Raw genomic sequence first — 25,638 nt, forward strand, 5'->3', positions numbered from 1 at the left:
TTGTTTCCGCCATAGAGCAAATAGATAGTGGTTATGAACGCCATTGATGAAACCAATGAAGCCGCCCGCTGAACCGGAAAAACTGGTCCGGGAACTGGACTGGAACCTGCTGCGTACCTTCATGATCGTGGTGCAGGAAGGCAGCATCACGCGTGCCGCCCACCGCCTGATGCTGCGACAGCCCACGGTCAGCCAGGCCCTCAAACGGTTGGAGACGCGACTGGGCACACGGTTGATCGACCGCAGCCCGACACAGTTTCGCGTCACCCCGGCAGGACAGACGTTATACCGGGAATGTCTGGAGATTTTCGGCAACCTTGTCCGCACCGTTCAAAGCACCCAAGGCACCCAGGACGTCGTGACGGGCAAAGTGACGCTGGCGCTTCTCAGCGGGGTGGAGAACGATTTCTTCGATACTGTCCTGTCGGACTTTCACCGCGCTCATCCGCACGTCAGCCTCGACATCGAGGTGATGTCCAGCAAGGCCGTTCAGCAAGCGGTGCTCGGCAAATCTGCTAGCCTCGGCGTCTGCCTGATGCATGACGCGCACCCAAATCTGGACTACCGGACGCTCTATCGTTCTTACTTCGGTTTTTATTGCGGCCCCGGTCACCCCCTGTTCGGTCTGCGTGATCTGAGTTTCGAGGACATGCGCGATTATACGTCGATCTCTTTCAGGACGGACCAGCTTTGGGATGCGCTGCGGCCGGTCGCACTGCTGCGTGCGCAACACAGGTTGGACGACAAGGTGATCGGCTATACCTCCGATCTGCGCGAGGCGCACAGGATGATCCGCACAGGTCTTGGATTCGGGCCGCTCCCCGTACATGTGGCAGAGCGGTGGGTGAAAGCGGGCAAGCTCTGGCGTCTGCCCCCCTACGAGAACACGCTGGTGATTGATGTGCATCTGGTGCAGCATCAAACCACCCGACTGAACCGTGCCGAACGCGCCATTCTTGAGATGTTTCATAGCCGGATCGAGACAATTCCGCTTGCTCAGCGCAGCCGCGATGGCGAAGATCCGGCGAAACTGTGACCAGATAGACAAGAGAGCGCCCCCGACAGATGGCAGCGAGAGACACCCTTCACCTGCTTGCCTGCCAGATCGACATTCCCCTGACCGAAACGCCAAAAGCGCGCGACAGCCATCTTGCGGATACGGCCACAAAGCTGCGCGCCCGGCTTTCGGCGCAGAGCACGGACATCGTTGTGCTGCCTGAGCTTTCCAGCATCGACTATTCCCGCGCCGCCTTCGATCATCTTGATGCCCTGTCCGAGCCTCTGGACGGTATTTCCTATCGGACGTGGCGGGCCATCGCCGTCGAATTCGGCGTATACGTCTGTTACAGCTTTCCAAGACGTGATGGTGCCCGCATCTTAATCTCGGTGGCTGTCGTGACACCCGACGGCGTTCTCGCCGGACACTATGACAAACTGCATCTATGCCAATACGGTGCGTCGATGGAAAAAGAGTATTTTGCGCCCGGAGATCATCTTTTTACATTTGAAGTCAAAGGCTTAATTCTTGCGCCGATCATCTGTTATGACATCCGGTTTCCGGAACTGGTCCGCACGTTGGTCTTGCAACACAGCGTCGATGTCATCCTGCACGGCGGCGCCTATTTCCGGGATCCGTCTTTTCCGACCTGGCACGCCTTTGCCACGACGCGCGCGATTGAAAACCAGTGCTTCCTGCTGTCGCTAAACCGCGCGGGAGCGAGCTATGGAAACTCGATCTTTTGTTACCCTTGGATGGACGAAACCCAAGGCCCGCAGAGGTTCGCCGCACATGACGCGGATTTCCGGCACATCCGGATCGAACGTCACCGGCTCAGCGATGCGCGTATTGCCTACACTTTTCTGCAAGACCGCCGGAACGCCTATGGCATGCCCTGCACGGTATATCCGCCCGTACGGCACAGCCCCGACTGACACCATCATCCTGCTGATTGGCGCGCGTCAGTACCTATGGCGGAAATGGTGGGTGATAAGAGATTTGAACTCCTGACATCTTCGATGTGAACGAAGCGCTCTACCACTGAGCTAATCACCCTTCCCGGTTCGGATAGCTTTTTCCGGCAGTGCACGCAAGAGGTCGGACCGCGAAAGTCACAGCCGCAGCTTATGCCTTGTGGTGGCGGTTCTAAATGTCTGCGGCAGGCGTCGCATCTGGCGCAGCATTCAAGGCTGCGGATTTCTGGCGCAACTTGACGACGAGCGCACGGCCATCGGATTTCTCCTGCGCGCGCTGCACTTTGAACTTGCCCAGCGGCGGCAAGTTCATCTCACGCTGGCCCGCAAACGCGTCACCCAATACGGCAAGCATCGCTTCGACAACGGGTTTGACATCCTTGCGTTTCATCCCGGACCGTCCGACGACCAGTTCGATCAGCTCTTTCTTTCGAAGCTCGTTGCCGACCACGACCGGGGACAAGGTATTCGTCACGATCGGCGCGGCATTTGCGGCTTCGGGCGTGGGCGTCGTATCCACGCCTGTTGCCGGCATGTTGGCGGCAGTTTGGCTCCGGGTAGTCTTTGTCGCTGTGGGTTTCCTAGGGGCTTTTGACGTAGTCGTCATGCTGTTCTCAATTCTGTTGCTCGATTTCTTATTATGCAATGGACGCTACAACAAACTGTGGGAAAAATCCACCATGGGCTTGGCTGGCGCAAAATAAGGTGGATAATTTCCCCCGATGCACAAGATAAGGGCATAAATACGAAACGCCCCGCGATCAGCGCGGGGCGTTCCATGTCTGGTACTGACAAAGGTCAGTGCGTGGCAGTGACGTCCGTACGACCCGACTTCGCTGCAAGAGCGGCAGCCGCAGCCGCCTCCTCCGCTGCCTCGTCCCATTCAATCGGTTCAGGTTTGCGCACCAGCGCATGCTCCAGCACTTCGGACACATGGCTTACCGGAATGATGGTCAGCCCTTCCTTGACGTTGTCCGGGATTTCCGGAAGATCCTTTTCGTTCTCCTGCGGGATCAGCACCGTCTTGATGCCGCCACGCAAAGCCGCGAGCAGTTTCTCCTTCAACCCGCCGATCGGCATCGCGTTGCCGCGCAAAGATACCTCGCCAGTCATGGCGATATCCTTGCGCACCGGTATCTTCGTCAGCACCGACACGATGGACGTCACCATTGCCAGTCCGGCCGAGGGCCCATCCTTCGGGGTGGCCCCGTCGGGCACGTGGACGTGGATGTCCAGCGTATCGAACTGCGGTGGCTTGACGCCGATCTTGGGGCTGATGGACCGCACATAAGAGCTTGCCGCGTCGATGGATTCCTTCATCACATCGCCGAGTTTACCCGTCGTTTTCATCCGTCCCTTGCCCGGCAGGCGCAAGGCCTCGATGTGCAGCAACTCGCCGCCCACAGAGGTGTAGGCAAGTCCCGTCACCACACCGATCTGGTCATCAAGTTCGGCCAGACCGTACCGGTGTTTCTGTACACCGAGAAACTCGTCGAGGTTGTCGCCGGTTACGACCACGCTGTCGACTTCCTTGCGCACGATCTTGGTTAGCGCCTTGCGCGCCACCTTGGCAATTTCGCGCTCGAGGTTCCGCACACCCGCCTCGCGGGTGTAGTAGCGGATCATGCCGGTCAGCGCGGAATCCTCGATCCTAAACTCCTTGTCCTTCAAGCCGTGGTTCTTGATCTGCTTCTGAAGAAGGTGCCCCTTGGCGATCTCGAGCTTTTCGTCCTCGGTGTAGCCCGACAGCGGAATGATCTCCATGCGGTCAAGCAACGGCCCCGGCATATTGTAGCTGTTGGATGTGGTCAGGAACATCACGTTCGAAAGATCATATTCGACCTCGAGGTAGTGGTCCACAAACGTAGAGTTCTGTTCCGGATCAAGGACTTCGAGCATGGCCGACGCGGGATCGCCACGGAAATCCTGACCCATCTTGTCGATCTCGTCGAGCAGGATGAGCGGATTTGTGGTTTTCGCCTTCTTCAGAGCCTGGATGATTTTTCCGGGCATGGAGCCGATGTAGGTCCGGCGGTGACCGCGGATCTCGGATTCGTCGCGCACGCCGCCAAGGCTGATACGGATGAACTCGCGCCCCGTCGCCTTCGCCACGGATTTCCCGAGCGAGGTTTTACCCACACCCGGAGGGCCGACCAGGCACATGATCGGACCTTTCATCTTGGTCGAGCGTTGCTGCACGGCCAGGTATTCGACAATCCGTTCCTTGACCTTCTCAAGGCCATAGTGATCCGCGTCCAGCACCTCTTGCGCTTTGTTAAGATCCTTCTTGACGCGGGATTTCACGCCCCACGGGATCGACAGCATCCAATCAAGATAGTTGCGCACGACAGTCGCCTCCGCGGACATCGGGCTCATGTTTTTGAGCTTCTTGATCTCGGCGTCGGCCTTTTCGCGGGCTTCCTTGCTCAGCTTGGTATTGGCAATCTTCTCTTCGAGTTCGGTCACCTCATTGCGCCCGTCCTCGCCATCGCCCAGCTCGTTCTGGATGGCCTTCATCTGCTCGTTCAGATAATATTCGCGCTGCGTCTTCTCCATCTGGGATTTCACGCGCGTCTTGATCTTTTTCTCGACCTGCAACACGGACAGTTCGCCCTGCATGAGGCCGTAAACCTTCTCCAGACGGTCCGAGACCGAAAGCGTCTCAAGCAAGTCTTGCTTTTGTCCCACTTCGATGCCGAGATGACCTGCGACCAGATCGGCAAGCCGCGTCGGATCGGTTGCTTCCGCAACCGAAGCCAGCGCCTCTTCCGGCACGTTCTTTTTCACCTTTGCATAGCGGGAGAATTCCTCCGATACCGTGCGCAGCAACGCTTCGGTCGTGGCGTCGTCGCCCGGCATCTCGGTCAGGTACTCGGCGCGCGCTTCAAAGAAATTGTCATTGTCGAGGTATTCGGTGATGCGTACCCGCGCCTGACCTTCGACCAGCACCTTCACGGTGCCATCGGGCAGTTTCAGCAATTGCAACACATTTGCCAGCACGCCGGCCTTGAAGATACCGTCGCTGTCGGGGTCGTCGACGCCGGGGTCGATCTGGCTCGACAGCAGGATCTGCTTGTCATCGGCCATCACTTCTTCGAGCGCGCGCACGGATTTGTCACGGCCCACGAAAAGCGGGACGATCATATGGGGGAACACCACGATATCGCGCAGCGGCAATACCGGATAGCTCGCGTTCAGAGGCTCTTTCATGCTCTTTTCCTTATCTAGGCAAAACGACACTGTCCCTAACAAGGCGACTTTCGGCCGTTTCCTTATGGATAGGATACTTGGGTACCCTACCCGCCTGTTTCAATAGACCCCTGCAGGATCGCAGCGCCCGTTCACCGGACTTTGACACAACATGGCGCGATCCCTGGCCCTCGGCAACCTCCGAGTGCCCGGAGTACGAGGGAAATTTCACCAGGGGTGTACTTTGCCCGCCCCCCAAAGGCGGCTTTTGCGGTGCCACAGCACGTCGCGTTACTCGACCAGTCGACTGCTGCGCACCACTGTAACGCGATGCTTGAACGCGCATGTCCATTAAGCTAGGTTTTGCATCGCAAACAACTTGGGAGATTTTTCATGGCTCATGCCCTCATCTGCGACGCTGTACGCACCCCCATCGGACGCTACGGCGGTGCCTTGTCAGCGGTGCGCGCCGACGATCTCGCGGCGACGCCGATTGCCGCGTTGATGGCGCGCAATCCGGATGTGGACTGGGCGCGCGTCGATGATGTGGTGATGGGCTGCGCCAACCAGGCAGGCGAGGACAACCGCAATGTGGCGCGCATGGCCGCACTGCTCGCGGGACTTCCGGTGGATGTGCCCGGCATTACGCTTAACCGCCTGTGTGCGTCAGGCCTTGACGCCGTAGGACAGTCGGCGCGCGCCATTCGGGCCGGTGACATGGATCTGGCCATCGCCGGCGGCGTCGAGAGCATGAGCCGCGCGCCCTTCGTGATGCCCAAGGCAACAACCGCTTTCAGCCGCGCGAACGCCGTGTATGACACGACGATCGGCTGGCGTTTCGTGAACCCGAAGATGAAATCGGAGTACGGGGTCGACAGCATGCCGCAGACAGCCGACAACGTCGCAGAGGATCACGCGGTGAGCCGCGCGGACCAGGACGCCTTTGCGCTGCGCTCGCAGCAGCGTTGGGCGGCAGCGGAGGAGGCGGGAGTCTTCGCGCAGGAAATCGTGCCAGTCTCGATCCCACAACGCAGGGGTGATCCGGTGGTCGTGGACCGCGACGAGCACCCTAGGCCGCAGACCGATGCGGCGGCACTGGGAAAACTGCGCGGCATTAACGGACCGGACAAGACGGTGACGGCGGGCAATGCCTCCGGCGTCAACGACGGCGCAGCGGCGATGCTGATCGCGTCCGAAGAGGCGGCGCGTCAACATGGCCTCACACCGATGGCGCGCGTTGTCGCGATGTCGGCGGCGGGCGTCGCGCCACCGGTGATGGGCATTGGCCCTATTCCGGCGGCACAAAAGGTGCTGGCACGGGCGGGCCTGACAATCGACCAGATGGACGTTATCGAACTTAACGAAGCCTTCGCCAGCCAGGGCATCGCCACGCTGCGGGCGCTCGGCGTTGCCGATGATGCGCCGCATGTGAACGCCAACGGCGGTGCCATCGCCATCGGTCATCCACTGGGAATGTCCGGCGCACGGCTGGTGTTGACGGCGGCCTATCAGCTGCAGCGAACCCAAGGCCGCTACGCGCTGTGCACCATGTGTGTGGGCGTGGGCCAGGGCGTCGCCCTCATACTCGAAAGACCCTGAAGACCTATGCACAGATGATCCGATCCATCGGCCATGCAATCTGTTCAAGCGTTGCATCCGCAAGGTCGGATTGCCAAACGCAATTTCGCAGCCGAATGACCGCGGGTTCAGGATCGCAATCGCCCCACCAGAGCGCGGTTACATACGCGGGCAGATCCTTACGGCCATAGAAGACAGCGTCTGCCATGAGGCACCGATGCGCTATCATTTCCTGTTCATCCCAAGAAAAGGAATTCGACGTGTTTTCGCAAAAGCCACCCGCCAACCGTGCCGATCGGCTTGAGGCACTATGCAGAGAACGATGAATGCTGCCTCAATCGGCATACTTTGGCAGCACTGCCTTCAATGCGGCAAGCGAGAAACAGGTTGTGATCCGTTCGTCCGCACGTTCGCGTACCACCTTGCAAGGCGCAAGGATCAGGTCGGGATGGCTCTCATAGGCCGGATGGGCCCGATCACCGACGGCCTCGTACGTTTCTAGCGCGATTTTAATAGAGTTTTCAGTGTCGCCGCGCCTGCCAAAAGCCGTCGCATTATAATTGTTTCAGGCACGCGCGGTCAGCACCATCGGGTTTAAAGAACCCTCCGCCGGCCATCCGTGAAAAAGTCCGCTGTCTAGGGATCACTGCGCGATAGTGTAGTGAATATGACGCGCATGTCGTCAGCAAATTGCGTACCCCCAGAAAGCCCGCCTGTGTTTGCAACGACCGCGCGCTGTGCCAAACCGATGTCGGTTCGGCCAATGCCGCAGCTGCCCCACACGCAAACATTACCGCATACGAAATTATTTTGCGGTCTGCCCGGCTGCCTCCACCACGTTGATAGAAGGCAAGTCTCGCCGGAAAGTCATCGGTGCCATGATTGCGTAGCCCGGCGCCTGACGGGATGGCGGGCGGGGCCTCGCGCCCGCGCGGGCGTCGTCCCCATCACACAGGATCAATATCGCCCTGCGCGCGCGCCGCGTGGAAATCCGACTGCCACGCCGTGAACGACCCGGCGGAAATTGCGGCACGCATGCCCGCCATTAAATCCTGATAGTATTGCAGATTGTGCCAAGTCAGCAGCATCGAGCTGATGATTTCCTGGCTACGAAAAACGTGGTGCAGATAGGCGCGTGAATAGCTGCGGCAGGCCGGGCAGCCACAGTCCTCGTCAAGCGGTCGCGGGTCATCCATGTGGCGTGCGTTCTTGATGTTGAGCACGCCGCGCCGCGTGAACACCTGCCCCGTCCGCCCTGACCGCGACGGCAGCACGCAATCCATCATGTCGATGCCGCGCGCCACGGCGCCGACGATGTCGTCAGGCTTGCCCACCCCCATCAGATAACGCGGCTTGTCGTCAGGCAATTGATCGGTCGCGTAGTCGAGACAGCCGAACATCGCCGCCTGCCCCTCGCCCACGGCCAGACCGCCCACTGCGTAGCCATCGAACCCGATCTCGCACAGGGCTTGCGCGCTTTGCTGGCGCAGGTCCTGTTCCAGACCGCCCTGCTGGATCCCGAAAAGAGCGTGTCCCGGACGGTCGCCGAAAGCCTCCTTCGACCGCTCCGCCCATCGCATCGACAGTTCCATGCTTTCGGCGATCCTGTCGCGCCCGGCCGGCAATGCGGGACATTCATCGAAACACATCACGATATCGGAGCCGAGCAGCCGCTGGATCTCCATCGACCGCTCCGGCGTGATCTCGTGCTTTGACCCGTCTATGTGGCTCTTGAAGGTGACGCCACGTTCGGTCAGTTTACGCAGATCGGCGAGGCTCATCACCTGAAATCCGCCCGAATCCGTCAGGATCGGGCCCCCCCAATTCATGAATTTGTGCAGCCCGCCCAAGCGGTCGATACGTTCCGCCGTGGGCCGCAACATCAGATGGTACGTATTGCCAAGCAGAATGTCCGCCCCGGTCGCGCGCACGCTTTCGGGCATCATCGCCTTGACTGTGGCGGCGGTGCCCACCGGCATGAAGGCGGGCGTCCGGATATCACCGCGCGGGGTGTGAATGACGCCACTGCGCGCCGCCCCGTCCTGGTGCTGTTTATTGAACGAAAACTGGCCCATATGCCGCTCCTGCCGTGGTTGGGCCAGCCCCTACCGCACCCGGTGGCATCTTGCAATCGCGCCGCCGACCCGCCAGACATATCCCAACCATATAACGCGGAGCCCGCCTTATGCCCATCGAAGAGATTTTGCTGGATCTGATCCAGAGCAATATCGTCTACCTGTTGCTTGCCGTCCTCTTCATCGTGCTGGTGTTCCAGGCGGTCAAGATTGTGCCGCAGTCCGAGCAGCATGTGATCGAACGGTTCGGTCGACTGCGCGCGGTTCTGGGGCCCGGCATCAACATGATCGTCCCGTTCATCGACCGTGTTGCTCACCAGATCTCCATTCTCGAACGGCAGTTGCCCACCGCCAGCCAGGACGCGATCACCCGCGACAACGTGCTGGTGCAGGTCGATACATCCGTCTTCTACCGGATCATCGAGCCGGAAAAGACGGTCTACCGCATCCGTGACATCGACAGCGCCATCGCCACCACCGTCGCGGGCATCGTGCGCGCCGAGATCGGCAAGATGGACCTCGATGAGGTGCAGGCCAACCGCTCGGCGCTGATTGCCACGATCAAGTCCAACGTCGTGGACGCGGTCGAGAACTGGGGCATCGAAGTCACGCGCGCGGAAATCCTCGACGTCAATCTCGATGCCGCCACCCGTGCCGCGATGATGCAGCAGTTGAACGCGGAGCGCGCCCGCCGCGCGCAGGTCACGGAGGCCGAGGGCAAGAAGCGCGCCGTCGAACTGGCAGCGGATGCGGAGCTTTATGCGTCCGAGCAGACCGCCAAGGCGCGCCGGATCCTCGCCGAGGCAGAAGCCTACGCCACGCAGGTCGTCGCCACCGCGATCAACGAAAACGGGCTGGAGGCGGCGCAGTACCAGATCGCGCTCAAACAGGTCGAGGCGTTCAACACCATGGGCAAGGCAGACGGAAACCAGACGATCGTGCTGCCTGCGGACGCGCTTGCGGCCTTCGGGGATGCGTTCAAACTGCTCAAGGGGCGCTGAGCATGGCAGAGATGATCACCCTGTGGTGGATCTGGCTTGCGGCGGCGCTGGTTCTCGCGCTGGTCGAGCTTGTGCTGCCGGGGTCGATCTTTCTGGGCTTTGCGCTCGGCGCGCTTGCGATGGCCGGTATCGTCGCACTCTTCGCACTCACCAACACGGCGGCGCTGGTCGCGCTTTTCGCGGGCCTGTCGCTGTTTGCCTGGATCATCCTAAGATTCGTGTTCAAACGGCAATCGAGCGGCGCGCGCATCGTGACACGTGATATCAACGACAACTGACGCGCCGCAGTTCTTTCCGCCCTGCCCTCCCTTTACCTCGCAGGTCTCAATCCCTATATAATCTGTCAGGAACACAAGATGAGGCGCAGATGACAGACACTTCGCAACCGCTTGAAGGTACGCCGCTGATCGCGCCGTCCACCACCGATCACCCGCTTTACGATCAGGTCGTGGAAGCGTGCCGGTCGGTCTATGATCCTGAAATTCCAGTCAATATCTACGAATTGGGCTTGATCTACACCATCGACATCAATCCCGAAAATGAGGTGCATATCAAGATGTCGCTGACGGCGCCGGGATGCCCCGTCGCGGGGGAAATGCCCGGTTGGGTCGCCGATGCGGTGGAACCGATTGCCGGCGTCAAGCAGGTGGATGTGGATCTGGTGTGGGAGCCGCCGTGGGGTATGGACATGATGTCCGACGAAGCCCGGCTTGAGCTTGGCTTTATGTAGGCCACGCCACGTTTGTTCACGCAGAACGGCCGCTCTCCTGACAGGGGCGGCTTTTTTTGTGGTGTTGCCCCGATCTTCGGCGGCTGTCAGACTGCGACAACAGGAAAATCCGCGCGAGGGGTGTTGATGCGAAACTGGGCCGTGTTCACCGGAGATATCGTGGGCTCATCGGACATGGGCAGTGACGGCCTGTCGCAGGTATTTGTCGCGCTTGAAGAAACGGCGGGCAGCATCCGGCAGTGGCCCGACAGCACCGGTCATTTCGCACGGTTCCGCGGCGACGGCTGGCAGATGGCACTTCCGGAGATTTTGGCGCTGCGCGGTGCGCTCGTGCTGCGCGCGGCCGTGCGCGCAACGGCCAAGGGCCGCGATACCCGGATCGGCATCGGCATCGGATCAGGTCAGATCGACGGTGGAGATCTGGCGCGCGCGGACGGGCCGGTATTCGTACAATCCGGCCGCGCGCTCGATGCAATGCGGCGCGGTGCGCGCATGTCTGCCCCTGATGCAGGGGCGTTGCTGCGCGTTGCCCTGCCGTTGGCTGACAGGATCGTGGCGGGCTGGACATCGAAACAGGCGCAGGTGGCGCAGGCGTTGCTTGCCCCCGTCCCTCCGACCCACGAGGTGCTTTCCAAGGCGCTGGGCCACAGCAGACAGATGACACAGAAACAGGCCGATGCCGCCGCCGTTCACGCGCTGGTGGAGAGTTGCGAGATATATGAACAAACCAAAATGCAACACAAATAGGTTGCAATACACTATAGCAACCTTTTTAACATGACCTTTTCCGGCCTCTCCTCGCTGGATATCGAACTGCTGATTGCGCTGGTCACGGCACATCTGCTTGCGGATTTCGTGTTTCAAACCACGCATATGGTCCTGAACAAACGTCGCCCGCTGATATTGCTGATGCACGGGGTCCATGTCTTCGCGATCACGGCCCTGCTTTCGGGCGGTGCGATGGTGCTGGCGCTGGGCATCGCGTTAAGCCATGTGGCAATTGACGCGATCAGGGCGGCATACGGGCGCGATACGCTGCGGATCTACCTGCTCGACCAAAGCGCCCATATCGCCCTGCTGTTCGGGGCGGTGCTGCTGCTGCCCGTCTGGATGCTGGAGCCGTGGTGGCCACCGTTGTCGGCTGGCTTGATCCAGACGGCCCTCGTGCTCAGCGGTCTGATAACGGCGACCCTGGCGGGCGGCCCGGCGGTGGGCCACCTGATGGCACGCTATAAATCGGACGCCCAACCGGAGGGATTGGAATACGCAGGCCGCGTGATCGGCCTGATGGAACGCGGGCTGATCTTTCTGATGGTGATGATCGGCGAGCCGTCCGGCATCGGCTTTCTCATCGCGGCCAAGTCGATCCTGCGCTTCGATACAGTTTCGCGCGATCAGAAGATGAGCGAATACGTGATCATCGGCACGTTGGCCTCGTTCGGCTGGGCCCTCGCGGCAAGCTTTGCAACAATCGCAGTGCGAAACATCACAGTCTATTGACCCCCTTGAGATCGGACGGTCAGCCCCTTATCTTGGTCTCAAAGGAGAACTCGTATGTTCGGCATTCCAGGCAAGCAGGCGGTCAGCATGACCCCCAAGGCGGCGGCGCAGATCATCAAATTGATGCAGGCGGAAGGCCACGCAGGCCTGCGCATCGGCGTCAAGAAAGGCGGTTGCGCGGGCATGGAATACACCATGGAATACGTGGACACGGCCGATCCCAATGATGAAGTCGTTGAACAGGACGGTGCCTGCGTGATGATTGCCCCGATGGCGCAGATGTTCCTGTTCGGCACTCAGATCGACTATGAAACCACGCTTCTGGAAAGCGGGTTCAAGTTCAACAACCCCAATGTCTCCGAAGCCTGCGGGTGTGGCGAATCGATCAAGTTCGACGACGCGCTTTTCGCCAAGTAAGCCTTGCGCAGGCAGACAGTGCCTTTGCCGCAGAGCCTTTCCACGACATACCTGCCCTGACCATCCGCCGCATGTTCGGCGGTGTCAGTCTCTGTTTGCTCGTGTGACCTTTGCAGTCATGCCGTCGGACGGCCGGCCGCTGCTCAAGGTGCAAAAAGGCGCTTTCAGCGCCCGGTCGGCCCTCGGAAATGGCGCAAAATGCACAAGAGAAGTACGGCACCGTCTCTGCCCTGCTGGACCTTCCACGATACCGTGCACGGCCCTCCGTACGCCGCCCGCACCCCTCAAGGGCTGGCTGCGCCGAATTAGTCTTTGGTCCGAAGGTGAGTGTAGGTTTGCGCAAACCGCGCGGCCAGATGCGTGCCGGCCAGAACCGGCGTTTCGGCCCCGGCGGGCGCGACATTCGTGTCGTACGAAGGGTTGAAGAACAGCGGTACGGAAATCCGCTCGTTCGGGGTTCCGACGACGCGGTGCGGCGTCGCGCGCACACGGCCACCGGTCCAGACCTCCATCATCTCTCCGAAATTGATCACGAAAACGCCGGGATCCGCGCTGACCGGACTCCAGCCGCCGCCATGCGTGCGCACTTCGAGGCCTGGCGAGCCATCGGTCGCAAGAAGCGTCAGGCAGCCGTAATCGGTGTGTGTCGCGATACCGAAATCCTTGGCCCCCGCCCAAGGGGGACGTGCGGGATAGTAGTTGCCGCGCAAGAGCGCCATCGGTGCCTCGAACGCATCGTCGAATGCATCGCGCGGCGCGCCGATCGCTTGGGCCACGCCGCGTAGTACATCCATCGCCACCGCGCAGGCATCGGTGTAGTAGGCGCTGACCACCGCCTCGAAATCGGCGGGCTGCGCGGGCCAGCGGTTGGGCGCATAAACGGCCATCGCGCTGCGCGGATCGCCCTCTGGCAGCACGAAACCGCTGTCGTAATACTGCTTGTAATCGGGGTTCGCGTCGGGATCGACCTGCTCGGATCCGGACGCACCCCAGCCCCGGTTCGCGCCGGTCTGGGCCATGTCAACGGTCCGCTTTTCACTTTCGGGCAGCTTGAAAAAGGTCCGGTATGTCTCGATCACGGCACGCACGCGTGATGCAGACAGCGCGGTGTTGTGCACGGTCGCGAACCCGACACCGGTCGCCGCATCGCGCATGGCGTCAAGAGCTTCGGGCGTGGCGCTATTCAGCGCCACAAGGTCGATCGCAGGGATCATGTCAGTGCTCCTTGGTCGTTGTATTCCCTCTTAGTCCGCCGTGCGGCAAAGGCCAACAGCTTCGTTGCCCAGACCACAGGCTGCTGCTACATAACTGCGAACCCATCAGAAAGGCAGCGCATGAGACGCAAACTGGCCGCAGGCAACTGGAAAATGAACGGCACCGCCGCGAGCCTTGCCGAGCTTGCCGTGCTGGGCGCACAGCTTGACGATGAGGGTCCCGATGTGGTGGTCTGTCCGCCTGCCCCGCTGCTTTACCGTGCCGTCCATGCCGCCGAAGGCACCCGCATCGACATCGGTGCGCAGGATTGCCACATGCAGTCCAAGGGCGCCTTTACCGGTGACATTTCCGCCGAAATGATCGCGGATACCGGGGCACGATACGTCATCGCCGGCCATTCAGAGCGGCGCGACGCCCATGAAGAGCGCAACTCTGACATCCGCGCCAAGGTGTCGATGGCCTGGGCCTGTGACCTCACCGCGATCATCTGCATCGGTGAAGAGTTGTCGGATCACCAGCAGAACAACACGCTCGACATCATCGCGGGACAACTTGCAGGATCGCTGCCCGATGCGGCGACCGCGCACAACACCGTCATCGCCTATGAGCCGATATGGGCCATCGGTACCGGCAAGGTTCCGACACTGGAGCAGATAACGCAGGTCCATGATTTCATTCGAGAGAAGCTGATTAACCGTCTGGGACAGGACGTGGGCGACGCGATCCCGTTGCTGTATGGCGGATCCGTCAAGCCGGACAATGCGGAAACCATCTTTCGCGCCGAAAACGTGGACGGCGCTCTGGTCGGGGGCGCGTCGCTGAAAGCGGCCGATTTCGCGCCGATCATCGCCGCACTCGCCAGATCCTGAAGCCAGGGGCGCAGACGTAAAATAGGCGGACCGAACGATCGGACCGCCTATTTTCTCGGCTCAGGACCCTAGCGGGTGATCAGCTCCGGTCCCATCATTATCGTCGGCAGCCAGGTAGACATCACCGGGATGTACGTCACCATGATCAGGAACACGAAGAGCACGGCCAGGAACGGCAACGCCGCGCGCACCACGTTAAGCATCGGCATGTTGGCCACGCCGGAGGTCACGAACAGGTTCAGGCCAACCGGCGGTGTGATCATGCCGATTTCCATATTGACCACCATGATGATGCCCAGATGGATCGGGTCGATGCCCAGTTCGATCGCGATGGGAAACACCAGTGGCGCCACGATGACCAGCAGGCCCGACGGCTCCATGAACTGCCCGCCGATCAACAGGATCACGTTGACGATGATCAGGAAGATGATCGGACCGAAACCCGCATCCAGCATCGCCGCCGAGATCTGTTGCGGGATCTGCTCGTCGGTCAGGACGTGCTTGAGGATCAGCGCGTTGGCGATGATGAACATCAAGGTCACGGTCAGCTTGCCCGCTTCGAACAGCGTGTCGCGGGTGTCGCGGTGGAAGAACACCGTGACCAGCGCCAGCGGCTTGTTCAGCAACGAGATGTTGCGCCCCTCGCCCTTCACATGCAGTGGCCCCATGTCGCGGTAGACGAAACAGGCGATCAGGAAGGCATAGACCGCTGCCACCGCCGCCGCTTCGGTGGGTGTAAAGATACCGCCGTAGATACCGCCAAGGATGATCACGATGAGGAACAGGCCCCAACCCGCCTCGCGTCCCGAACTCCACACTTCGCCCCAGCCGCGCCATTCGCCGCTGGGCAGTTTGCGCACTTTGGCGATGATGTAGATGGTCAGCATCAGCATGAAACCGGCCACGAGGCCCGGAATGACCCCGGCAAGGAACATGCGCCCCACCGACACATCCGTGGCCGAGGCATAGACAACCATCACGATGGACGGCGGAATGAGGATGCCAAGTGTGCCGGCGACCGCGATTACGCCGGCGGCGAAATCCTTGGTATAACCGACTTCGCGCATGCCCACGATAACGATGGAGCCGATGGCGACCACGGTGGCCGGTGATGAACCAGACAGGGCTGCGAAAAGCATACAGGCAAAGACGCCCGCAATCGCCAGACCGCCCGGCAAATGCCCGACAAGGGCGATGGAAAAGCGGATGATCCGCTTGGCCACGCCGCCCGTCGACATGAAGGCCGATGCAAGGATGAAGAACGGAATCGCCAACAGAGTGTAATGTCCGGCCATCGCCTGAAACAACGTCTGGGCAATGGATGCCAGCGAGGTATCCGACAGCACCAGCAGAAACAGGATCGACGAGGTGCCGAGCGCGACGGCGATCGGAACACCGACCAGCATCAGCACGATCACGATGCCGAAAAGGACAACAACTTCCATAGACCTAGTTCCCCGCGTTCATATGCTGGACATCGCGCACGTCGTCTTCGGCTTCGTGGCTGACGATCAGGCTTGTCGCCTCGCCCCGGATCAGGCGCAGACCGGCCTGAATAAAGCGGAACAGCAACAGGGCTATGCCGATCGGCAGGATGGCGTAGGGGATGAAACGCGGCAGCTTTTCGTAGGCTTCGCCCTCGTTCATGATTGGCTCGATAAAGCGCAGCCAGTCGGGCATCGGCATATCGACAACCTCGTACCAGGCCTGATCGCGGCTGTCGGCGAACCCCGTCGGGAACCAGCGACCCGTCGTGGCATCCAGCCCCGCGAACGGCGCCCAATAGTCCCACGCGCCTTTCAGCACCAGAGCGGCGTAGATGATACAAATGGTCGCCGCGACAAGGGCGATGACCCGCCGTTTGGAGGGCGAGAACAGGTTGATCACCGCATCAACACCCAGATGCGCCGTCACCTTGACCGCATAGCTCACGCCGAAAAGCACCAGCCAGGCAAACAGGAACGTCACCGCTTCGAGCCCCCAGATCAGGCCTGTGTTAAAACCATACCGCAACACGACGTTGATAAAGGTGATGATGGTCATCAGTCCGAGGATCAGCGCGATCGCGGTTTCCTCGAACTCGTTGACGATCCGGCCAAGGGCCGTCTTCGCTTCATATGGATGCGCCATATGATCCTCCCCCCGATTGCAAATACCGCCCGCCCCCGGATACAGGAGCGGGCGGTCATAGTGCGGCCCCGCTTAGTGCTTGGCGTTTATTTCCTGCGCCGCGTCGATGTTTTCCTGGCCGATGTCACCGACGAACTGCTCCCAGACCGGCTTCATCGCAGCCACCCACTCCTCGCGCTGATCGGGCGTCAGTTCGACAATGCTGGAGCCTGCGTCGACGATTGCCTGGCGCGCGTCCATGTCGACCTGGCCGACCGCTGCGTTACGCTCGGTGGTGACTTCCTCGACGATGGTCGCAAGTTGGGTGCGCACGTCTTCAGGCAGACCGTTCCACCAGTCGGTCGAGGTCACGACCATGTAGTCAAGCACGCCGTGGTTGGTTTCGGTCACGCCGTCCTGCACTTCGAAAAATTTCTGGCCGTAGATGTTGGACCAGGTGTTTTCCTGACCGTCCACAACACCCGTCTGCAGCGCACCGTAGACTTCGGAGAAGGCCATCGGCTGCGGGCTGACGCCGATCGCTTCCATCTGCGCCTTGATCACTTCGGAGGGTTGCACGCGGAATTTCAGGCCATCGGCATCGGCGGGCGATACCAGCGGCTTGTTTGCGGACATCTGCTTCATGCCGTTGTGCCAGAAAGCGAGACCGGACAGACCACGACGCTCCATCGAGGATTTCATTGCCATACCCGCTTCGGAGTTCTGGAATTCGTCGACGGCTTCGATGTTCTTGAACACGAAGGGCAGATCGAAGATGCGGAAAACCTTGGTGAACTGCTCAAACTTCGACAGCGAAGGCGCCGCCATCTGGACATCGCCTTGCAGCATCGCCTCAAGCACCTGATCGTCGTTGTACAGGGTGGACTGCGGGAACACTTCCATACAGGCCTTGCCGTTCATTTCTTCGTTGACGCGCTTTTCCAGCAGCGATGCCGCCAGACCTTTTGGGTGCTTGTCGGTGTTGGTGACGTGGCTGAACTTGATGACAATTTCGCCATCGTCACAGGCCGCCGCAACGGCACCTGCGGATACGGAAAGGGTCAGGGCCACGGTGGCCGCGGTAATGAATTTCATGGTGTCTCCTCCCAGAGTACTTGGTAATGATCGCCGGCCCATGGCCGTGCTGGTGGCACTATTGGCGGAGTGCCGCCGCCCCGCAAGATATGCTTGCAGTGTACGGACGCTCAGAACATTTTTCATCGTAATCAGTAATTTGCCCGGCGCGTTGCTCCGTGTTAGCGCAACTAAAGCGCGACGTACGTGCGGGATTTCGCACCGCTCACCCCTGATCTGTGCGGTATTCCGCACACCCGGTCCGACGACTCAGCTACGGTAGTCCTCGGGTTTGATCCCGTAGCGCGCACATTTGTCATAGAAGGTCTTGCGCGGTAGCTTGAGCGTCTTTGCCGCCACCGTCGCCTGCCCGCCCGCCCGGCGCAGGGCGCTCTCGATCAACGATTGCTCGACCTGTGCCAACTGCTCGACCAGGCCAAGTCCCGCGTCCGTACGCGGTGCTTCGGCCATTCCCATGACGAACCGCATCGCCTCCGACATCAACGCCCGCGCGTTGCCGGGCCAGTCGCGCGTCATCAGCGCCGCTTCGATCTGCGGCGTGACGTCCGGGGCGGGCTGTCCGCTTTGCTCGGCGGCCTGCGCGACGTAACGCCGGAACAGCACCGGAATGTCCTCCGGACGCTCCGCCAGCGCGGGCACGCGCACGGGCATCACCGTGAGCCGGTAATACAGATCGGTGTTGAAACGTCCCGCTTCCATCTCGCGGTTCAGATCGCGGGTGCTGCCCGCGATCAGCCGCGCTGCTTCCCCGTCTTCCAGTCGCTCTGCCAGCGCCAGTTGTGTCTGGGCGGGCAACATCGTGATCTCGTCAATGAAAAGACTGCCGCGTCCGGCTTCGGTCAGCGCCTCCGACAGGGCGATCAGATCCATACCGCTGCCCGCGCGCTTGAGGAAGGGCCGCTTCGAGCGGGTGGAACTGAGATGGATGACCTCGGCAATTTTTGATATTCCGCTGCCTTGCGCACCCGAGATCAGCACCTCGCCTTGGGTCTGCGCGACACGGCGCACGTGGGTGCGCAGATCCGCGGCCTGTTCGGACACCCCAAAGATCATGCGCGCCGCCGGATCGCCGGTTTCCACCAGTTGCTTCAACTCGCGGTTCTCAAGGACCAGCCTGCGGGTTTTCAACGCCCGCTCGACCACTGCCAGCAGATCCTTCGCGGCGCAGGGCTTTTCCAGAAAATCGAACGCGCCCTCGCCCATCGCCTTTACCGCCATCGGGATGTCCCCCTCGCCGGTTAGCAGCACCACCGGCAGGTCGGCGTCGATGCCGCGCACATGGGACAGCAGGTGGAAACCGTCGCGTCCGGGCATCCTAATGTCCGACACGATGATGCCGTCGAAGGCGGGTGTGATGTGGTCGGCCGCCACTACGAAGGATCCCGCCGCGATGCAGGTCAGATCGGCCAGTTCGATGGTCTGGGCCAGCGCCTCGCGCACCGCCGCGTCATCATCCACCAAAAGTACCGTCCGGCTCATGCAGCCCGCTCCTCTCGAGCGGACAGCAGCGTCACCGCGAAACACGCGCCGGTGTCCGTGTTGAGGGCGCGGATCTCACCGCCCACGCTTTGCACGATGGCATAGCTGATCGACAGGCCCAGTCCGATACCCTTTGCCGCGCCGACTTCCTTGGTCGAGTAGAACGGATCGAAGACCTTGCCAGGATCGGCGACGCCGGTGCCACTGTCGCTGATCTGCACGGTGACCGCATCGCCCTGCGTGATCGAAACCGATACGCGCCGTTCAGGAGCATCCGCTACCGCATCGCAGGCATTGGTCAGCAGGTTGACGAACACCTGGCCCAGCCGCACCTCACCGCCACGCACCCACACCGGGCCCGCGACCGGTATGTAGTCAAGTGTGATATCGCAGGCTTTGCGTTGCGCCTGCGTCATTTCAAGCGCCGAAGCGAGCACCCTACCGAGATCGACAGGCATTTGCGGCACCGTTTCCTGTTTCGAAAAGGCGCGCAGGTTCTTGATGATCCGCCCCATGCGGTGGGTCATGTCGGAGATACGATTGAAATTATCGCGCGCACGCTCGGGGGTGTCCCGGTCCAGAAACAGCACGCCGTTCTCGGCGAACGACTGCACGGCCATCAGCGGCTGGTTCAACTCGTGGCTGATACCTGCACTTAACTGTCCCAGCGCGCTCAGTTTGCTTGCCTGCACCAGATCGGCCTGTGCGCGGGCCAGCGCTTCCTGCGCCTGCGTGCGTTCCGCCGCCTCGCGGCGCAATTCGTTGTTGATGTCGCGCAGCGCCTGCGTGCGGGCCTTTACCCGCGCTTCCAGTTGGGCGTTGGCGCGGGCCAGCGTGCGCCGCCGCTCGGTCGCCAGAAACAGAAACGCCCCGAACGCAAGGCACAGTGCAGCCACCGCCGCCGATTGGCTCAAGGCGAGTTTGCGCACAGGGGCCACATCCATCAACGCTTCGCCTGTCATGCCGATGACCGGCAACTCTTGCGTCAGGTGCAGCGCCTCGTCGGGCAGGTACGGCCCCCAGCCGAGTTGCCAGATCTCGTGCGGCCCTGTCAGGCGGACCGAGAACCGCAGGCTTTCCCCGCGCGGCCGCAGCAGTCCGGCACTGCCACTCTCCGGGCGTTGCCAAAAGATGAGTTCCGAGCGGTTGGAGACCTGTACCCGACCGCCGCCGTCGGTGAAGAACACCGGGGGCGTGTCGCCGCGCCAGGCGTAGTCGACGCTGCTCAGATCGGTGGAGACCACGAGCGCACCCTGCACCTGGCCCTGATCGTCGAACACGGGTGCGGCGTAGAAGTAGCTGCGCGCGCCCTGGCCGCCGCCGGGGCCGTATCCGCGCCCCAAAGCGCCGTACAAGGCGCGGCGTACAAAGGGCTGCGCATCCGTGCTGCCTGCACCATCGACAGCGGCAAGTACCTTGCCATCCGGTCCCATAACCATCACATCCAGCGCCGAGGCCCGGTCCGCCACCGATACAAGCAACGCACGGTCTGCGGGGCTTTCATCTCCGCGCGCGAGGATCCGCGCGACCTGCGGATGACCGGCCATGACCACGGCTAGATCGCGGTAGCGTTGCAGCTGTCCGACCAGTCTGTCGCTGGCCAGCGCCAGATCGGCCTGTCCCCGCGCCGACAGCTGCGCCAACCCGTGCAGCGTCGCGTAGCGCCACACCCCCTGCGCGAGCACGACCACGCAGACCACGAAAATGCCGATGATCAGGCCACGCCTGAAAAAACCCGTCTCCATACAGACAATTTACGCAAGCCCGGTTGCATTGACCAGCGCAACGGCGTTTGCATCGCGCGTATGAAACATCTCGCGCAATCACCCCTCGATCCCGACTTTATCCAGAACCCATACGCCTTCTATGACCGCGCGCGCGCCGCAGGGCCAGTGGTGTTCTGGGAAGACTACGACATGGCCGCCGCCTTTGACGCGGCCACGGTGCAGGCGGTGCTGCGCGATCGCAGGTTCGGTCGTGAAGTACCCGCCGATCAGCGCCGGCCCGTGCCCGCGCATCTCGCCCCGTTCGATGCGGTCGAGCGTCATTCGATGCTGGATCTCGAACCGCCGCGCCACACCCGTTTGCGCGGACTTGTGTTGCGCGCCTTTACATCGCGGCGGATCGCGTCACTGGCCCCCGATATCCACGCGGTAAGTAATACGTTGCTGGCGTCGCTGCCCGATGCGCCTTTCGATCTGATCCCCGCCTTTTGCACCGGTCTGCCGGTGCGCATCATCGCGCGACTGCTCGGCGTGCCCGAAAACATGGCCCCCGAACTCTTGCGCTGGTCCTCGGCGATGGTCGCGATGTACCAGGCAAACCGCAGCCGCGCGACCGAAGATGCCGCAGCACAGGCCGCGAGCGAATTCGGGGATTTTCTGCGCGGATATATCGACGAACGCCGCAGCCGTCCCGCCGATGACCTGATCACCCATCTGATTGCCGCAGAGGAAGATGGCGCGCGGCTGAGCACGGATGAATTGATCGGTACCTGTGTCCTTTTGCTGAACGCGGGCCACGAAGCGACGGTGCACGCGCTTGGCAACAGCGTGTTCTGTCTGCTGTCACACGGCACGCCCCCTGAGGCGCTGGCCCCCGACCGCATCGCCGCGACCTGTGAAGAGTTGTTGCGCTTCACCCCGCCGCTGCATCTGTTCGACCGCTACGCCTACGAAGACGTCGATTTGAACGGTGTCACCTTGCGCAGGGGGGACCGCATTGCCCTTGTGCTCGGAGCCGCCTGCCGGGATCCGGCCCTTTACGAGGCCGCGCATCTGTTCCGGCCCGACCGGCCCGCCAAACCGCACGCGGCCTTCGGCGGCGGCATGCATTTTTGCGTCGGCGCGCCGCTGGCACGGATGGAAATGCAGATCGCTCTGCCCGCGCTGTTCGCACATCTGCCGGACATGCGCCTGGCCGAGGTGCCGCACTTTGCCGACAGCTATCACTTCCACAAGCTCGACCGGCTGATGATCGCGCCCTAAAGCGGCAGCATGGTCGTCGATTTAATCTCCTCCATTGACAACAACGCCGTGACGTTGTGCACGCGCACCTCGCCGATGAGTGCCTGATAGAAGCGGTCGTAGGCACGGGCGTTCTCGACGCGCACCTTGAGGATATAATCGATATCGCCCGCCAGCCGGTGCGCTTCTTGCACCTCGTCGCGGGCCTGTAGTGCGCGCAGGAATCTGGCCTGCCAGTCGGCATCGTGCTCGGATGTGCGGATCAGGACAAAAAAGCACGCCTCGAACCCGAGCTTTTCCGCGTCGAGCACGACCGTCTGCTGACCGATGACACCCGCCTCGCGCAGTTTGCGGATGCGGTTCCACACCGGTGTCTTGGACGAGCCGACCTCGCGGGCGATGTCGTCGAGCGACTGGCTTGCGTCGCGCTGCAACTGCGCCAGTATCTTCCGGTCTATGTCGTCAAGCCGCAGACCCATGGCCGTTCTCCTTACTGCGGGCAGTCCATCGATGCATTCTTTGCGCAAATAGTACAGGACGGTAGCGCACAAAGGTACGTTATCCCGAATCGGGTGGTCAGGAACAGATATCCTTCCAACACGGCAAACGCGACCGTCCGTGCGTTGCGCGCAGCGCCTCTATTCATTACACAAGCAGCGCGGGGCGCGATCGCCGCGCGCAGAAATCATGACCGAGCGTTCTTCCGTGAATACACAAACCGCCAAAGCCGTTCCCACCCTGCCCGACGCCCAGACCGTCACTTCTGTCCAGCACTGGACCGATCGGTTGTTTTCATTTCGCGTGACGCGGCCCCCATCGCTGCGGTTCCGATCGGGGGAATTCGTGATGATCGGGCTGATGGGGGATCCGCACCCGGAGACCGGCAAGCAAAAGCCGCTGCTGCGCGCCTATTCCATCGCATCGCCCGCGTGGGACGACGAGCTTGAGTTCTACTCGATCAAGGTTCAGGACGGTCCGCTCACCTCGAAGTTGCAGCATATCGCTCCGGGAGACGAGATCATCCTGCGGCCCAAGCCGGTGGGCACGTTGGTGCACGACGCGCTGCTGCCGGGCAAGCGGATCTGGTTTTTCGCCACCGGCACCGGCTTTGCGCCCTTCGCGTCCCTGCTGCGCGATCCGGAAACCTACGAGAAATTCGATGAGGTCATCGTCACCCATACCTGCCGGGATGTGGCCGAGCTTGAATACTCCCGCAGATTGATCGAAGACCTGCGCACCGACGAGATGATGCAGGAGCTGATCGGCGCGGACCATCTGGCCAAGCTGCGCTATTATCCCACCACGACCCGCGAGCAGAGCCCGAAGATGGGACGCATCACGACGCTGCTTGAGAACGGCACCGTCTTTCGGGATCTCGGCATCGACGGCATGTCCGTCGAAACGGACCGGGCGATGGTCTGTGGATCCCTGGGTCTGAACACCGACATCAAGGCGATCCTCGAAGGCTTCGGCCTCGAGGAAGGTGCCAATTCCGACCCGAAGCATTACGTCGTGGAAAAGGCATTCGTCGGATAATACCCCAACCATGGATTACATGAAAAAGCCCCGCTTCCTGAAAGGGAAGCGGGGCTTTCGCGTTGGCACAGAACCGGACGGGTTACTGGGCGCTCAGCGCCTCGCGCAGGTTCTCAAGTGCCGGGCGCAGCAATTCAGGGCTGTCCTGCGCGGCGGTGATCGCCTGCTCCAGCGCCGCCTTGCGGATCGTGCTAAGATCTGAATTCTCGATCATCTCGACAGCCTTCTGCAGATCGAAGTTTTCGACTGTCAGGGCTTCGGCTGCCATCGGGTCGCCAGCGTTTGCGGCGTCGTCAACCGCCTGCTCGGTGGCATCCCCTGCGTCCGTGGCGGCTTCATCGGTGGCTTGCGCCGCGTCAGTGGCCGCTTCTTCCGTTGCGTCCGCCGCTTCGGTCGCCGCTTCTTCGGTCGCCTGGGCGGCCTCCTCGGCGGTTTCGTCGGCTAGGTTTGCCGCGTCGGTCGCTGCCTCTTCGGTCGCTTGTGCAGCATCAGTCGCCGTTTCCTCGGCAGCCTCTGCGGCGTCGGTCGCTGCCTCTTCGGTCGCCTGCGCCGCGTCACTCGCCGTCGCCTCGGCGGCATCGGTCGCTTCGCTTGCGGTTTCAGCCGCGTCTTCTGCCGCGTTCTCGACAGCCGTCGCCGCGTCGTCAGCGGTCTGAGCCGTCGCGTCCGCCGCCTCTTCCGTTGCAGTCACAACGTCTGTCGTTGTCTCGGATGCGGTGTCCTCAACGGCATCGGCGGCGTTCTCGGTCGCGGTGACCAAGTCATCTGCCGTTTCCTCGGCCGCGTCTGTGGCGTCCACACCGGCCTGCTCTGTCATGTCAACCGTGGTGTCGGTCTCATCGGCGGCGTCCTCAGCAAGGCTCTCGCCTGCGGCAATCGCTTCATCCGTGGTCTCGGCGATGGCGTCTGCCGCTTCCTCAGCGGCCTGCGCTGCAGCATCAACCGCCTGTTCCGCAATCTCTGCCGTCGCTTCCGCAGCTGTCGTCGCTGTTTCGGAGACATCGGTTGCAATCTCCTCAACACTACGTCCGGAATACAGAAGATATCCACCGAATGCGACGATCGCCGCGACGACGATCCAAACAAGATTTTTCATATTTTATTCCCCTTTGTGTAAATGGGCGACGACAAAACTGCCGAACGGACCATCACTGGGGCTGAAATGCGCAAGTGAGCGCCCTTGTTCAAGGGGAAAACGCGCAAAACCAGCCCCCGCTCGCATGATTTTCGCCTTGAAGGAAAGCCATCGGGTGTCTATTTTGTCAACTCGTATGAGACAACAATCAAAGGACGACCATCATCGCTCGCAGACCCCATAACGCGCCGCCCCAACGAGACACCGGCCCGCGCGTCAATGACAGCATCCGTTCTCCTGAAATTCGCCTGATCGGCGCTGACGGTGAGAATGTCGGCGTCGTCAGCCCCGCACGCGCCATGGAAATGGCCGAAGAGGCCGGGCTTGATCTGGTAGAGATTTCACCAAACGCCAATCCGCCCGTGTGCAAAATCATGGATTTCGGCAAGTTCAAGTACGAGACGCAAAAGCGTGAGGCCGAAGCGCGCAAAAAGCAGAAGATCATCGAGATCAAAGAGGTCAAGTTCCGTCCGAATACCGACACGAACGATTACGACGTCAAGATGCGCAACGTCTTCAAGTTTCTGGAAAACGGCGACAAGGTGAAGGTCACGCTCCGGTTCCGGGGACGCGAGATGGCGCACCAGAACCTCGGTCGTGAATTGCTGGAACGGGTCGCGGAAGATACCAGGGAATACGGAAAGATCGAGAACTTTCCAAAGATGGAGGGCCGCCAGATGGTAATGCTGATCGGCCCCTTGCCCAGCAAGTAATCAGCGGCATTTGCAGAGCTGGATGAAAGCCACCGCCGACTGTCGGCGGTGGCTTTATTC

At 61.3% G+C, this 25,638-nt stretch carries 25 protein-coding genes and 1 tRNA gene; 13 read left to right on the forward strand and 13 right to left on the reverse strand.

Features of this window, described 5'->3' with window-relative positions:
- Positions 1-46: 46 nt before the first annotated feature.
- Positions 47-1,036: a LysR family transcriptional regulator gene (locus tag Q1A06_RS05125; RefSeq protein ID WP_299559512.1), complete on the forward strand. Its 990-nt coding sequence runs from the start codon at positions 47-49 to the stop codon at positions 1,034-1,036.
- 29 nt (positions 1,037-1,065) lie between these two features.
- Positions 1,066-1,932, forward strand: a complete 867-nt coding sequence (locus tag Q1A06_RS05130; protein ID WP_299559514.1) for a carbon-nitrogen hydrolase family protein — start codon at positions 1,066-1,068, stop codon at positions 1,930-1,932.
- Between the two features lie 46 nt (positions 1,933-1,978).
- Here Q1A06_RS05130 and Q1A06_RS05135 read toward each other — a convergent pair.
- From Q1A06_RS05135 to lon, 3 genes are all read right to left on the reverse strand, one after another.
- Positions 1,979-2,053: transfer RNA gene (locus Q1A06_RS05135), tRNA-Val, on the reverse strand.
- 90 nt (positions 2,054-2,143) lie between these two features.
- The gene (locus tag Q1A06_RS05140) at positions 2,144-2,491 is read right to left on the reverse strand and encodes an HU family DNA-binding protein (RefSeq protein WP_299559516.1); all 348 of its coding nucleotides are present in this window, start codon (positions 2,489-2,491) and stop codon (positions 2,144-2,146) included.
- A 278-nt stretch (positions 2,492-2,769) separates the two neighbouring features.
- The gene (lon, locus tag Q1A06_RS05145; RefSeq protein ID WP_299559518.1) at positions 2,770-5,181 is read right to left on the reverse strand and encodes an endopeptidase La; all 2,412 of its coding nucleotides are present in this window, start codon (positions 5,179-5,181) and stop codon (positions 2,770-2,772) included.
- A gap of 372 nt (positions 5,182-5,553) precedes the next feature.
- On the opposite strand from lon, the gene pcaF reads away from it, so the two are divergent.
- A complete protein-coding gene (gene pcaF / locus Q1A06_RS05150) occupies positions 5,554-6,759 on the forward strand; it encodes a 3-oxoadipyl-CoA thiolase (RefSeq protein ID WP_299559520.1) in 1,206 nt (401 codons plus the stop codon).
- A 4-nt stretch (positions 6,760-6,763) separates the two neighbouring features.
- Here the strand turns inward: pcaF and Q1A06_RS05155 are convergent, their stop codons facing one another.
- Both Q1A06_RS05155 and tgt read right to left on the reverse strand, forming a co-directional pair.
- Positions 6,764-6,946, reverse strand: a complete 183-nt coding sequence (locus Q1A06_RS05155) for a hypothetical protein (RefSeq protein WP_299559523.1) — start codon at positions 6,944-6,946, stop codon at positions 6,764-6,766.
- Between the two features lie 739 nt (positions 6,947-7,685).
- Positions 7,686-8,813: a tRNA guanosine(34) transglycosylase Tgt gene (gene tgt, locus Q1A06_RS05160; protein ID WP_299559526.1), complete on the reverse strand. Its 1,128-nt coding sequence runs from the start codon at positions 8,811-8,813 to the stop codon at positions 7,686-7,688.
- Between the two features lie 110 nt (positions 8,814-8,923).
- On the opposite strand from tgt, the gene Q1A06_RS05165 reads away from it, so the two are divergent.
- From Q1A06_RS05165 to Q1A06_RS05190, 6 genes are all read left to right on the forward strand, one after another.
- Positions 8,924-9,814: an SPFH domain-containing protein gene (locus Q1A06_RS05165; RefSeq protein WP_299559529.1), complete on the forward strand. Its 891-nt coding sequence runs from the start codon at positions 8,924-8,926 to the stop codon at positions 9,812-9,814.
- Between the two features lie 2 nt (positions 9,815-9,816).
- A complete protein-coding gene (locus tag Q1A06_RS05170; protein WP_299559532.1) occupies positions 9,817-10,092 on the forward strand; it encodes a hypothetical protein in 276 nt (91 codons plus the stop codon).
- Between the two features lie 89 nt (positions 10,093-10,181).
- Positions 10,182-10,544, forward strand: coding sequence for an SUF system Fe-S cluster assembly protein (locus Q1A06_RS05175; protein ID WP_299559535.1), 363 nt, complete (start codon positions 10,182-10,184; stop codon positions 10,542-10,544).
- Between the two features lie 126 nt (positions 10,545-10,670).
- Positions 10,671-11,291, forward strand: a complete 621-nt coding sequence (locus tag Q1A06_RS05180; protein WP_299559538.1) for a hypothetical protein — start codon at positions 10,671-10,673, stop codon at positions 11,289-11,291.
- Between the two features lie 30 nt (positions 11,292-11,321).
- Positions 11,322-12,044 carry a DUF3307 domain-containing protein gene (locus tag Q1A06_RS05185; protein WP_299559541.1) on the forward strand — a complete coding sequence of 241 codons (723 nt, stop codon included), beginning with the start codon at positions 11,322-11,324 and terminating at the stop codon, positions 12,042-12,044.
- 54 nt (positions 12,045-12,098) lie between these two features.
- A complete protein-coding gene (locus Q1A06_RS05190; protein WP_299559544.1) occupies positions 12,099-12,461 on the forward strand; it encodes an iron-sulfur cluster assembly accessory protein in 363 nt (120 codons plus the stop codon).
- 305 nt (positions 12,462-12,766) lie between these two features.
- Here the strand turns inward: Q1A06_RS05190 and Q1A06_RS05195 are convergent, their stop codons facing one another.
- Complete coding sequence (locus Q1A06_RS05195) at positions 12,767-13,675, reverse strand: 2-oxoglutarate and iron-dependent oxygenase domain-containing protein (RefSeq protein ID WP_299559547.1); 909 nt, start codon at positions 13,673-13,675, stop codon at positions 12,767-12,769.
- Between the two features lie 120 nt (positions 13,676-13,795).
- Between Q1A06_RS05195 and tpiA the strand changes: the two genes are divergently transcribed.
- Entirely contained in the window at positions 13,796-14,545 is a 750-nt protein-coding gene (gene tpiA, locus Q1A06_RS05200; RefSeq protein WP_299559550.1) for a triose-phosphate isomerase, read from the forward strand.
- Between the two features lie 68 nt (positions 14,546-14,613).
- Here the strand turns inward: tpiA and Q1A06_RS05205 are convergent, their stop codons facing one another.
- The 5 genes from Q1A06_RS05205 to Q1A06_RS05225 all read right to left on the reverse strand — a co-directional run bounded on the left by Q1A06_RS05205 (position 14,614) and on the right by Q1A06_RS05225 (position 20,973).
- Positions 14,614-15,990 (reverse strand): TRAP transporter large permease, encoded by a 1,377-nt coding sequence (locus Q1A06_RS05205; RefSeq protein ID WP_299559553.1) that lies wholly within the window; start codon positions 15,988-15,990, stop codon positions 14,614-14,616.
- A 4-nt stretch (positions 15,991-15,994) separates the two neighbouring features.
- Positions 15,995-16,675 (reverse strand): TRAP transporter small permease, encoded by a 681-nt coding sequence (locus tag Q1A06_RS05210; protein ID WP_299559556.1) that lies wholly within the window; start codon positions 16,673-16,675, stop codon positions 15,995-15,997.
- A 72-nt stretch (positions 16,676-16,747) separates the two neighbouring features.
- The gene (locus Q1A06_RS05215) at positions 16,748-17,749 is read right to left on the reverse strand and encodes a DctP family TRAP transporter solute-binding subunit (RefSeq protein WP_299559559.1); all 1,002 of its coding nucleotides are present in this window, start codon (positions 17,747-17,749) and stop codon (positions 16,748-16,750) included.
- Positions 17,750-17,998: 249 nt separating this feature from the next.
- On the reverse strand, positions 17,999-19,228 hold the full coding sequence (locus Q1A06_RS05220) for a sigma-54 dependent transcriptional regulator (RefSeq protein WP_299559562.1): 1,230 nt from the start codon (positions 19,226-19,228) through the stop codon (positions 17,999-18,001).
- Entirely contained in the window at positions 19,225-20,973 is a 1,749-nt protein-coding gene (locus tag Q1A06_RS05225) for an ATP-binding protein (RefSeq protein WP_299559565.1), read from the reverse strand. The genes Q1A06_RS05220 and Q1A06_RS05225 overlap by 4 nt, the downstream gene beginning before the upstream one ends.
- Before the next feature lie 60 nt (positions 20,974-21,033).
- On the opposite strand from Q1A06_RS05225, the gene Q1A06_RS05230 reads away from it, so the two are divergent.
- Positions 21,034-22,215 carry a cytochrome P450 gene (locus tag Q1A06_RS05230; protein ID WP_299559568.1) on the forward strand — a complete coding sequence of 394 codons (1,182 nt, stop codon included), beginning with the start codon at positions 21,034-21,036 and terminating at the stop codon, positions 22,213-22,215.
- Here the strand turns inward: Q1A06_RS05230 and Q1A06_RS05235 are convergent.
- Positions 22,212-22,673 (reverse strand): Lrp/AsnC family transcriptional regulator, encoded by a 462-nt coding sequence (locus Q1A06_RS05235; protein WP_299559571.1) that lies wholly within the window; start codon positions 22,671-22,673, stop codon positions 22,212-22,214. The genes Q1A06_RS05230 and Q1A06_RS05235 overlap by 4 nt on opposite strands.
- A gap of 208 nt (positions 22,674-22,881) precedes the next feature.
- Here Q1A06_RS05235 and Q1A06_RS05240 point away from each other — a divergent pair, with 208 nt between their 5' ends.
- Positions 22,882-23,730 carry a ferredoxin--NADP reductase gene (locus tag Q1A06_RS05240; protein WP_299559574.1) on the forward strand — a complete coding sequence of 283 codons (849 nt, stop codon included), beginning with the start codon at positions 22,882-22,884 and terminating at the stop codon, positions 23,728-23,730.
- An 82-nt stretch (positions 23,731-23,812) separates the two neighbouring features.
- Here the strand turns inward: Q1A06_RS05240 and Q1A06_RS05245 are convergent, their stop codons facing one another.
- Entirely contained in the window at positions 23,813-24,826 is a 1,014-nt protein-coding gene (locus Q1A06_RS05245) for a translation initiation factor 3 (RefSeq protein WP_299559577.1), read from the reverse strand.
- A 203-nt stretch (positions 24,827-25,029) separates the two neighbouring features.
- Here Q1A06_RS05245 and infC point away from each other — a divergent pair, with 203 nt between their 5' ends.
- Positions 25,030-25,578, forward strand: coding sequence for a translation initiation factor IF-3 (infC, locus tag Q1A06_RS05250; protein ID WP_366523503.1), 549 nt, complete (start codon positions 25,030-25,032; stop codon positions 25,576-25,578).
- Positions 25,579-25,638 lie beyond the last annotated feature (60 nt).

The sequence above is a fragment of the uncultured Sulfitobacter sp. genome, from assembly GCF_947497275.1.
Classification (GTDB): Bacteria; Pseudomonadota; Alphaproteobacteria; order Rhodobacterales; family Rhodobacteraceae; genus Sulfitobacter.